General features: G+C 62.2%; 6 protein-coding genes and 3 pseudogenes. 4 read left to right on the top strand and 5 right to left on the bottom strand.

Going from position 1 to position 10,704, the window contains the following annotated elements; all coding sequences use genetic code 11:
- Window positions 1-69: 69 nt before the first annotated feature.
- Window positions 70-641: pseudogene (locus tag GMA12_RS19135) on the top strand (DDE-type integrase/transposase/recombinase); the annotation flags it as partial.
- Between the two features lie 141 nt (window positions 642-782).
- Complete coding sequence (locus GMA12_RS17910) at window positions 783-1,772, top strand: lipid II:glycine glycyltransferase FemX (RefSeq protein WP_156270848.1); 990 nt, start codon at window positions 783-785, stop codon at window positions 1,770-1,772.
- 674 nt (window positions 1,773-2,446) lie between these two features.
- Here the strand turns inward: GMA12_RS17910 and GMA12_RS17905 are convergent.
- The 5 genes and pseudogenes from GMA12_RS17905 to GMA12_RS17885 all read right to left on the bottom strand — a co-directional run bounded on the left by GMA12_RS17905 (window position 2,447) and on the right by GMA12_RS17885 (window position 7,233).
- Window positions 2,447-2,599, bottom strand: a complete 153-nt coding sequence (locus tag GMA12_RS17905) for a hypothetical protein (RefSeq protein ID WP_156270847.1) — start codon at window positions 2,597-2,599, stop codon at window positions 2,447-2,449.
- A gap of 207 nt (window positions 2,600-2,806) precedes the next feature.
- Window positions 2,807-3,094 (bottom strand): helix-turn-helix domain-containing protein, encoded by a 288-nt coding sequence (locus GMA12_RS19650; RefSeq protein WP_156270846.1) that lies wholly within the window; start codon window positions 3,092-3,094, stop codon window positions 2,807-2,809.
- Window positions 3,095-3,776: 682 nt separating this feature from the next.
- Window positions 3,777-4,196 carry a hypothetical protein gene (locus GMA12_RS19130; protein WP_240898954.1) on the bottom strand — a complete coding sequence of 140 codons (420 nt, stop codon included), beginning with the start codon at window positions 4,194-4,196 and terminating at the stop codon, window positions 3,777-3,779.
- Between the two features lie 574 nt (window positions 4,197-4,770).
- Window positions 4,771-5,733 (bottom strand): annotated as a pseudogene (locus GMA12_RS17890) (IS481 family transposase); the annotation flags it as partial.
- A 405-nt stretch (window positions 5,734-6,138) separates the two neighbouring features.
- On the bottom strand, window positions 6,139-7,233 hold the full coding sequence (locus GMA12_RS17885; protein ID WP_162460040.1) for an IS110 family RNA-guided transposase: 1,095 nt from the start codon (window positions 7,231-7,233) through the stop codon (window positions 6,139-6,141).
- Between the two features lie 1,607 nt (window positions 7,234-8,840).
- Between GMA12_RS17885 and GMA12_RS17880 the strand changes: the two genes are divergently transcribed.
- Both GMA12_RS17880 and GMA12_RS17875 read left to right on the top strand, forming a co-directional pair.
- Window positions 8,841-9,929 (top strand): glycosyltransferase, encoded by a 1,089-nt coding sequence (locus tag GMA12_RS17880; protein WP_162460039.1) that lies wholly within the window; start codon window positions 8,841-8,843, stop codon window positions 9,927-9,929.
- Between the two features lie 565 nt (window positions 9,930-10,494).
- A pseudogene (locus GMA12_RS17875) lies at window positions 10,495-10,704 on the top strand (aminoacyl-tRNA hydrolase); the annotation flags it as partial.

Genomic DNA, 10,704 nt, shown 5'->3' with positions numbered 1-10,704 from the left:
GGGGCCAAGGACGTCGGCGAAGTGATGTGTGAGCGCAGCGCGTGGCGGATCTGCCGAGGCGACCGCTGATGGTCGGCCTTCGGGAAGCAACGAGGGAAGAAGCGAGGGGAAGAACGGGAAAAGCCGGGCCGACCCGTGCACGATGACCTCGTCGCCCGAGACTTCACCGCCGGCGGACCGAACCAGCTGTGGCTGACCGGCGTCACCGAGCATATGACCTGCCATGGGCAGGCTCTATTTGTGCGCGATTAAGGACGTCTTCTCCGGGCGGATCGTCAGTTACTCCATCGGCTCGCGGATAAGGCCCGAATGGCGGTCTGGTCGCAGCACAACGCAGTGGCACACGGCGATGACGCGGCCGGCTGCATCGTTCACTCGGACCGCGGGTCGGGATCTCGTGCACGGTAATTCGTCCGCGCCTCGAACCGGCACGACCTAGTCGACTCGATGGACAAGCTAGGGGCGGCCGGGGACAACGCCGCGATGGAGAGCTTCTTCGCCCTGTTGTAGAAAACGTCCTCGACCGGCGGTCCTGGGCGACCCGCAACGAGCTGCGGATTGCGCTCGTCGCCTGGACGGAGCGCACCTACCACCGCCGCCGGCGGCAGGCCCGCCTGGGGCGGTTGACCCCTATCGAGTAAGAGACCGCGATGCAGCCCGCTGTAACCCCCGCGGCATGAGACCCCACCTGTCACCTATCGGTGCAGCAGTCCCGGGTCGTCGCGCCCAGTCACATAATGGATGCCTCATCAGCGCACCCTTTTCGCCCGTATAGTGAGCCCATGGCTCAGTTGCACCAGACGTCGGCATGGGCGGCTTTTCATCGGCGGCTCGGATACTCCGTGTTTGAAGCGTCCGGGGATGGATGGCGGTATGTAGCCATTCGAATGGGTGGCAACACCTGGCCCTACCTGTACTGCCCTGACGGTCCTGAAGCAACGACTCCCTCAGCTTTTGAATTTGCACTGAGTCACCTGACGCGCACAGCGCGGGAGCACAAGTGTTGGTTTATTCGTATAGAACCGGATGCAATAGCCATTACCGATGGGCCTGAATCTCCAGAAGACTCTCTGCGCCGCCGTGGGTTTCGGCGCTCTCCTCATCAGGAAAGACCGAGTTACACGCGCATTATCGACCTAACTCAAGATGTATCGTCCATCCTCCAGGACATGGACGCGACCAATCGAACACTTTACCGCAATATACACAAAAAGGGCGTCACCTTTACTGCATCAAGAGACCCCGACGATCTTAGAATTCTCCTTCCATTTTATGATGCAGTTGCTGCTCATGGCGGATTTGCCCGCCGCAACGACGAGTATTTACGCAGCCAAGCGCAGACTATGATGCCTCTCGGGATGGCTATTTTGTACGTCGCCTGGCTGAACGAAAATCCTATTGGGGCCATGTTGGTATTTGATACAAATGATACCCGCAGCTATGTGCACTCTGCCATGGACTTCGAACACCGTAAACTCAACGCGGGTAAACCTCTTCTAGTTCGCATCATTCTGGACGCGAAGGCGAAAGGATTGACTAAATTCGACTTCTGGGGATCGGCCCCTCCGAACGCTGGACCGGAACATAAGTGGTACGGATTTAGTCAGTTCAAGAAGACCTTCGGTGGACATTTAGTGCACGCTCCAGGAGCATGGGATCTCCCGTTGCTTCCTGGCCGGTATGGTGTCTATGGCGTAGCATGCGCGTTTCGAAAGCAAATTCACAGAGATGTTCAGGTGCGAAATGAAAGGCCACGTATAAAACGGCCCTAGATGCGGAAGTGTCGGAGCTCTATGCCAGAGTTGTTGGCTCTCTTCTTGGGAAGACCGTATTGTTTCGGGCCGCCATTGCCTGGTACCACATGTCGTGGAACAGGCCCGGGTTCGCTTGGCTCCTTATTTGTGGGGCTCGCGGTGAGGAGCATGCAGTATTCAAGCCCTGTCCCGAGGTTCCGCCGCGATGTGGTGGCGATGACCCGCAAACATGGAGCCTCGCGGTCGCAGATGGCCGGCGGTTATGGGATCTGAAGAAGCCACTTGCACGAATGGTTCGGCAGAACCGATGTCGACGACGATGTTCGCCCCCGCCTTACTAGGGCCGAGACGGAGGAATCGCGGGGCTTGGAGCGGCGCAGTCGCTTCCTTGAGATGGAGAGTCAGATCCTGTGTCGGGCTGCGGCGGTCAACGCCCGACGAGGTACCCCCCAAAAAAAGATGGTCTCCGCTGGTTCTCGACCTGGTCGCCGACGGAATCCCCGTCGCGGTGACTTGCCTGCTTCGGGTCCTCCCAGCAGTCCGTCTGCCTGCGGCGGGCCGAACCCGTTACAGCACATTGACCCGCCGCGGCACGGTGGCTAGGTGCATCCTCTACTCTGACGGAGTCAACCCGGCGCTAAGGGGTCATTTACTGGGCGTTGACAGCCTCCACTGAACCCGTCATTGGATAGTCATAGGGCCTTGTATCTCGCGCCGTTGTCCGCAACGACGCGGTATGGCCGGGGGAGGCAGCGGGCGGCGAAGAGCGCCCTCACCCGGCAGAAGAACCCGATCGTCGTCATCGCCTCCTCGTCGGCGAAAGCCCCGATGTAGGCCAGACTCAAGAAGCCGTCCACGGCCGAGTGCAGGTAGGTGTAGGCGACCTTCCCTCCGGCCGGAGCTTGGCCACCTTCGCGGCAGCAGTGCCGCGGCCGTGGGCCCGCAAGCCGCCGCCGTCGGGGATTCGCCCGACCTTTTTCACATCAAGATGCACCATGTGTTCAGCCCAGGCCGCACGGATCCGTCCCGGGGTCCTGCGGGAATTCTCCCCATTAGGGTAGGGTTGCGGGACCGAAAATTCCCCGACGGGAGAGCCCCCGACCCACGGTGCGTGGGCTGAGTGCCACGGCGCGGTGGATCAGGTGACAGTGGATGTGCCGGGTCGACCACTTGCGCTGGCGCCGGAGAACCTCGATGAGTTTCACGACCGCCGCCGGGGTGTGGGTGCTGCGGCACAGCGGGGGCGAGGGGCGATCGACCAACCCGGCTTCGCTGGACTCGAGATAGCGGGCCACCCAGGTTTCCACCGTAGGTTGGCGGATCGGGAACACAGCGGCCATGTGGGTCCTGGGACCCTCTCGTCGAGGAGATGCAACACCATGCGCAGTCGGCCGGTCGGGGTCAGGGGTGCATTAACGTGGGTCAAGAACAGGCTCCCTCGCTCGGACGGACGGTGTAAGAACTTCCCTTCTGTGACGAGGAGCCCATTCTCTACGTCATCGCCGCACACGCGCCAAGAACCTCAGGACCCACAACACTGATAAGTAGGGGATTCTAGCCAAGAGGGCAGGGTGAGGCGCCGTCCGGATGACTTCCGGACGGCGCCTCATGTTGACTCTGTCGGTGCTGACCGGGGAGCGTGCCGGTGGCGACGCGCGGTCAGACTGACATACGCGGGTTGGGTACCGCAGGAAGGTGTTCGGCTGGAGCGAATCGCTCCACGCGTTGCCCCCTGGGAGCACAGGTGGGCCGGCTCGTGGGCGGGGCTTATCCGGCGGCGACCTCGCCCCTCATCTGGTCCGTGACAGACAACGAGCCGCACCACCCGGCCAGCTTCCGGGCGATGGGCACCGTGGCGATGGCGGGGCGTTTCTTGCGCTGGAGCATCCACACCCAGCGCTCCTGCAACCTGCAGTTGCCGCCGTTCCCACGGGCCCGGGCCGCGGCCGGGGCGTTTTCTCACCGGGCCGCGCATGGTGGCCTTGATCCGATAGGCGGGGCAGTGGTGCCAGGAGGCTTCGATCAACAACCGGCGGGCGTGAGGGTGTTTCCGGTCTTGGGTGTCCGGCCCTTGTGCTTGCTCGCTCCGGGGGAGTGCTCGGAGCGCATCAGCCCGGGGCAGGCGCGGATGGTGTTGCTGGTTAAATTGTGCCAGTCGCCGATCTCCACGGCCATGCCGAACCCGGTGAGGGTAGACATTTCGCGCAGAGAGCACTCCCAATGCACCACTGGGGTGAACTGGGAGTCGGCGGCCATCGCGGTCATGGCTTGATCGAGCCGGTGGCGGCGGGCCGGGGTGGCCAGCACGGTCTCGTGCTCGGTGTGGAAGGCCACCCGGGTAGCCGGGGTGGGGAGGTGCTGGCGGGCCAGCCATGCATGATGGGCTCCCGTGCAGGCGGCACCGCTGGTGTAGACGCTGCCGTGGCGCAACAGCAACTTCAATACCCGGTGCCGAGCGCGCATCGAATTTCCCCGGCAGTCCTACCTGGCCCGCACCGGGTCCCGGGCGGCTTCCTGTTCCACCCCGGGAACGGCCATCGCGGTGATGTCGTCCAGGCGCATAGCTAGGTGAGGTGCACAGCGTCGCGGGCATCGGTCTTGAGCCGGTCCACGGAGGGTCATTGCAGCTTCGACGGGGCCGCGACCACGCACCGGACCCCGTCGGCTACCCGGGCCCGCGACAGACCGAAGCCGGTCGGACCGGCCTCGTAGATCACCGCTACCGCTCGGCCAGCCCCCGATCCATCTGCGGATGTGGCCGTGGTCAGGGGTCAGTCTCGCCTGGACCAGTTCGCCGGTGACGCCGTCGATCGCCGCGGCTGCGACCGATCGTCCGTGCACATCCAGGCTAACGCTCGTACGCTCTATAACCACCGGGGCCTCCCACACATGTCGGATAGGCCGAACAGGCGGCCTTGCCCGGTAACCCACAAATCTGAGTGAGCGAGGCCCCCGCACGCAAGCCCGAAGTCACCCGAGTGGTCACTGCATACCGTCTAGGTGTACCCGGCCATGAGGTTGATTGCAGGCGGCTGACCGGCGGGTGTCCGCCGAGTGCGCTGTGGCGTCTTTCAGTGTTGTAGTGCGCGATCCAGGGGACAAGAGCCGCAGCGCGTGCGACGTTGCTGGCGAAGACCTGCCGGTAGGCCCACTCGGTGGCCAGGGTGCGGTTGAAGCGCTCCACCTTCTCGTTCTGCCACGGGCAGCGCGGTCGGATGAACACCTGCTTGGCACCCAGGGTCTCGACGACTGCGCGCAATGACTTCCGGTAGGCCCAGGCGTTGTCGGTCATCACCCGCTCGATCCGGTGAATCCCGTGATCGGCGAGGTAGGCCGCGGCCCGGGCCGAGAACTGCGCGCAGGTGGCGCCCTTCTCATCGGCGAAGATCTCGGAGTAGGCCAGCCCCGAGTGGTTATCGACCATAGAGTGCACGTAGTCGAAGCCGACCCGGGTGCTGCGGTCCCGGGCGATGCTGGCGGACCCACGCCCGTGGGCCCGCCAGCCGCCGCCGTCGGGAACCCTCCCGGGTTTCTTCACGTCCATGTGCACCAGCTCCCCGGGGTTCTCCCGTTCGTAGCGCACCGCAGTGGTCTTCGAGGACCGGATCACCGCACCGGTCAGCGGGTCCAGCTCCCGCAGATACGGGACCTGGTGACGGCGCAAAATCCGGCCCACCGTGCGCGGTGCCAGACCCAGTTCGGGCCCGATCCAGTCCTGGCCCTGCCGGGTGACCGCGCGAAGAGCCAGCACCCGCTGCTCCGTCTGCGCGCACGTGCGGGTCGGGGTGGTGTGCGGGCGCGAGGTGCGATCGTGCAAGCCGGCCTCGCCGTCAGTGTCGTAGCGGGCGATCCAGTGCGCGACGCACTTGCGCGGGATCCCCATCGCGGCGGCGATGTGCGCCTTGGGCATCCCGGAGTGGTGCCGGGCGACGATGAGCAGCCTGCCGTGGACGGTGGTGCGGGCGTTACGGTGGGACACGGGAGCCTCCGTGGTGGATGTGGGCCTTCGACAAGCCACACCCCACCCGGAGGCTCTCCTCACGTAAACACCCTCCTGCTACCAACGTCCTGCCCGGGTACATCTGATATGTAAGAGGCTCCTGTCAATAGGGCAGGGTGAGGCGCCGTCCGGAGTGTTTCCGGACGGCGCCTCTTGTTGACCCTGCCGGTGCTGACCGGGGAGCGTGTCGATGACGACGCGCGGTCAGACTGATATGCGCGGGTTGGGTACCGCAGGACGGTGTTCGGCTGGAGCGGACCGCTTGTCTAGGATCGAGCGTCGCACCGCAACAGCGGGGTCGCGGTGCTGCTCATAGTTGTTTCGCGGATCGCTCCACGCGCTGCCTCCTGGAAGCACCGGTGGGCCAGCTCGTGGGGCCGGAGCCTATCCGGCAGCGGCCTCGTCCATGACGGCCAGGGACCAGCACCATCCGGCCAGTTCCCGGGCGATGGCCACGGTGGCGATGGTGGGGCGCTTCTTGCGCTCGAGCATCCGTACCCAGCGTTCGTGCAACCGGCGGTTGCCGGCGTCCCCGCGGGCCCGGGCCGCGGCCGGGGCGTTGTCCCAGCGGGCGCGCATGGTGGCACCGATCCGATACGCGGGCCGGTGGTGCCAGGCGGCTTCGACCAGCAACCGGCGGGCGTGGGTGTTGCCGGTCTTGGTGATCGGGCCCTGCGACCGGGTAGCCCCGGAGGAGTGCTCGGAAGGCACCAGCCCGACAAAGGAACCGATGGTGTTGCCGGTGAACCGGTGCCAATCCCCAATCTCGACCGCCAGTCCGAACCCGGTCAGCGTGGACACCCCACGCAGGCAGCACAACCGGTGCACCACGGGGGTGAACTCGGAGTCAACGGCCATCGCCGTGATCGCCGCATCCAAACGATTCCGGCGGGCCAGGGTGGCCAGCACGGTCTCGTGCTCAGCGTCAAAAGCCATCCGGGTCGCCGGTGTTCCCAGGTGCTGGCGGGCCAGCCACGCGTGGTGGGCACCGGTCCACGCCGCCCCGTCGGTGTAGACGATGCCGTGGCGCAGCAGCAGTTTCGAGACCCGGTGGCGGGCGCGCATCAGGTCCCCGCGGCAGTCCTCCCTGGCCCGCACCAGGCCCCGGGCGGCCTCCTGCTCCACGGATGGCACGACCACACCGGTGATCTCGTCCAGGCGCAGCAACCGGGCCAGGTGCACCGCGTCGCGGGCATCCGTCTTGATGCGGTCCCCGCAGGGTCGTTGCAGCTTCGAGGGGGCCGCGACCACACACCGGACGCCGTCGGCGCCCAGGGCCCGGGCCAGGCCGAAACCGGTGGGGCCGGCCTCATAGGCCACCGCCACCGGCCCTGGCAGGTCTCCGATCCATCTGCGGATGTGGCCGTGATCAGGGGTCAGTCTCGCCTGGACCAGTTCGCCGGTGGCGCCGTCGATCGCTGCGGCTGCGACCGATCGGGCGTGCACATCCAGGCCGACGCTCGTACGCTCTGTAAACACCGGGGCCTCCCACACATGTCGGATAGGCCGAGCAGGCGGCCCTGCTCGGTAACCCACGAATCTGTGTGAGTGAGGCCCCGGCCCGCAACCCCCAGCGAACCCGGGCGGTCACTACATACCGTCTAGGCGCGCGCGGATTGGGGATTGTGGCATAAATACGGATTACCCAAACGACTTACGAGTCTTGACTACCTCACTGGAATGAGACTCGCCTGAACGCTTCGGAGGAGAGCTGAGGTGAGCTTGTGCACGCAACTCGAGAAAAAGGCGATCACGGCATTCTGAAATCGGTGCCTCAAATGGCCCCCGGTAAGTTGTGTAAACACATGGGTATTGATATTGACAAAAGCTCAATGCGAGTCGATCGAGGGCGGTGCTGCTTCTGCCAGGTTTCATGGTCACCAAACTCTAGGCAATTGATAATCCTTAAAGGGAGATTATCTTGACCGAGTCGGGCCTCATGCATAACGGTGTGCATGCCACATTATTGCGTTTGAAGAAGTCGCGCCCATACATTGACTGATGGCCAGCAACCCGGCATTTTTCGACTTTTGTAAGGCGATGGTTTCTTGGTGCATCGAGAGCCTGTTCCAAAACATGTCTATGGCTACGACCGTTGCATTCGCTATCCTGCTCGTCGGTTCGGTGGTCAATCTGGGTCAAAGTATTTTCGCCCGCTCGTCTCGAACGTTCGTAGAGCCACGGAGGGCAAGTGTCGAGATCCGAGCAAGAATAAATCAAAAAGCACCGCGTATGCACAACACAGTGCGACGACGCTCCGCCAAGTTGGCCTAGCGTGCGGTACTTGATTGCGGCGAACTCTCTTGAAGCGCACAAGCGGGGAAATGGTGATCTGCAAATGCGGCTATATTGTCGATATTCATGCTGAGGCGGGCGCCGTTGTGCCTAATAGATGGTGCTCATTTATGTGGTGCATGTAATACTGTCGCATTGTTCGATTTGGTTCATATGAATTCCTTTCCGCTGCTCGGCCTATCGTACGGATCGCCGGAAGCAGTATGCCCATAAAGACTGCCCGCGCAGAATGTCAGTCTGCGTGGCCTTGTGCATAAGTGCAATGAAAAATATGCGCATATCGATTTGTGTGGGGCATCTGGCTTCAGTCGGGGACTTACGGGTTGTCAGTGGCAAATTGGATAATCGGAGCTTATCAGAGAGGTTATTGCCATAAAAGGAGTCGTGTCATTCGTGTCTGGTTTGTTGATCGGAGGAATCCACTGCGACCTGAATAAAAGAAAAATTGTCTCACCAGTACGTTCCAGGCTAGCGTTCTGGTACTATCGCCATGGATGCGTGAATGACTAGGACATGTCCTAGGATTTTCACGGTCCGTCCACTACTTGGGCACACGATGTGGGGGCCAATTGCATGTAGCCCCATGGGTGAGGGGGACTAGATTGTATCCCGGGCAAATACATGGGCGTAAGGGATTAAACGTGTGGCGTTCGTGCGCGGTGGGGCGCAAAATATCCATGGCTACTCATGCGATTTATCGTTCTAAGCACGACTCCATCAAAGTGAAAATATGGGTCAGTCGGGAACCTGATTCGACAGAGACTGATGCGCGTGTGCATAGAGTGCTAAGGGTGTTTACCCTGGCGAATTCGACGGGGGCGTACGGCGGCCCAGCAGAAACGGCGGCGCGGCAGAGTCGAATTGCAGCCGACCTGGGTTATAGAGTGCAGATGCTGGCAGGCCGCTTGCCGTGTGACGCGCCTTACAGGCGGGGACAACCATACAAGCAAGTTTTTGTGCCCGTCAAGACGTTAGCTCCATTCAGTGGCGGATTCTCGTCAATGTTCTCGTGGGCACTCGCACGGCAACTGTGGCGTTCAGTTGGGTGCGTGGACATAGTCCATGTGAGTTTTGCTCGCGAAATGATTCCTGCTGTGGCGGCATTCTTTAGTATTGTTCGCCGACGTCGATTGATAATCCAGCCTCATGGGATGCTGACTTCACGTCTAGGTCTGAAGCAGTTCTTTGCTGATATTGTTGCCAGGCCGCTGTATCGGTGTGCTGACGTAGTCGTCGCACTGACTGAACACGAAAAAGCGGACCTCGCGACATGGTGCCCTAGGTACAAGGGCGAGTACGTCGTTTGCGGTAATCCCGTGCCCGGCCACGACCGATCTAGAGTGCGCCAACCAGCAAAGTCGCCAACGGCGCTGTTTGTGGCCCGGCTTCATCCTCGCAAACGGGTTGGAACATTTGTCGAAGCCGCTTGGCTGGATTCTGAATCTAAACTCGCCCGATTTGTGGTTGCGGGGCCAGATGGAGGAGACCTCGATATCGTAACAGCAGCATCGCGGGCACTACCCAATTTTGACTATGTCGGAGCCGTGGCCCCTGAAAAAGTACTGGATCTTTTAGACAGTGCAGATGTCTTCGTTCTAACATCCGTTAAGGAGCCTTGGGGCAATGTTTTGGTCAGCGCTCTTAGTCTAGGTATTCCCGTGATTGTCAATCAATCGGCGGCTCTCGCCGAGACGATTCAGCAGTTCGGCGCGGGCGTGGTGGTTGAGGATGGGAATGCCCATGCGGTACATGCAGCACTATCAGAGCTCCTTCAGGATAAAGTGTTTTACGAGGCATGCTCCAGAGGCGCTTTGCATCTTATTCAACAGAGGATGGGTGCAGGTACGCAGGAGGCGTTCCTATTGCGCCTTTATGGATGATTGTTCGCAATGGCTGAATATCCGGAGTGCGCATACAATTGGGATGATGCGAATGCGTGTCACCCGGCGTTTGCCATCCGTCGGGTCTGTGACGGGCTGATACGCTGCTTCACTGCCGCAGCCGTCACAAGGGGCCTCACTACAACAACTCGGTGTTGCATCGACCGATGTAACTCGCGCTGTACGTCGCTGTGCGCTACGCCCAGCGTGCCAGGCAATCCGGGCTGTTCCCTCGATGGGATCGATCGGTGACAGCTACGACTGCGGCCTCATGGAATCTCTGCGGTCACGCATGCAGGTCGAGCTCCTCGGCCGCCGTCGCTGGGAGCGAGGGTCAAGCTGGCTAACGCGATCTTCAACTACCTCGAAAGCTGGCACAACCGGCGCCGCTCTGTGTTGGGCCCGTTCCCGCTGGCAACAGAGGAGTCCGCCGGCGGCGATGACGTAACCTCGGACGGCGAAACCCGAGCTTTGCCGCTCGTCACGATCCTCCGCGATGCGGAGAGGCTCATGAGCCGCCCCATCCGTGGCATAACTAGACCGCCTTCGACTCCGCAGCCGCACGATGTCTGAGGCATGGCTGGTGGTGGGGCTGGGCAATCCCGGCCCCGAGTACGCCCGCACCCGGCACAACGTGGGACAGATGGTCCTCGACGAGCTGGCCTCCCGGCTCGGCGGGTCCTTCAAGGCGCACAAGGCTCGAGACCCGGTTGCGCCCGGGCGGGCCGCGCGTAGTGCTGGCCAAGCCGATGACCTACATGAACACCTCTGGCGG

It is taken from the genome of Kocuria sediminis, from assembly GCF_009735315.1.
Taxonomy (GTDB): domain Bacteria; phylum Actinomycetota; class Actinomycetes; order Actinomycetales; family Micrococcaceae; genus Kocuria; species Kocuria turfanensis.
This window is presented reverse-complemented; position numbering and strand designations above follow the sequence as displayed.

Excerpts from the sequence above, each read along its gene's own strand:
- GMA12_RS17910 (WP_156270848.1), top strand. The coding sequence starts at position 783 with ATGGCTCAGTTGCACCAGACGTCGGCATGGGCGGCTTTTCATCGGCGG.
- GMA12_RS19650 (WP_156270846.1), bottom strand. The coding sequence starts at position 3,094 with ATGGCCGCTGTGTTCCCGATCCGCCAACCTACGGTGGAAACCTGGGTG.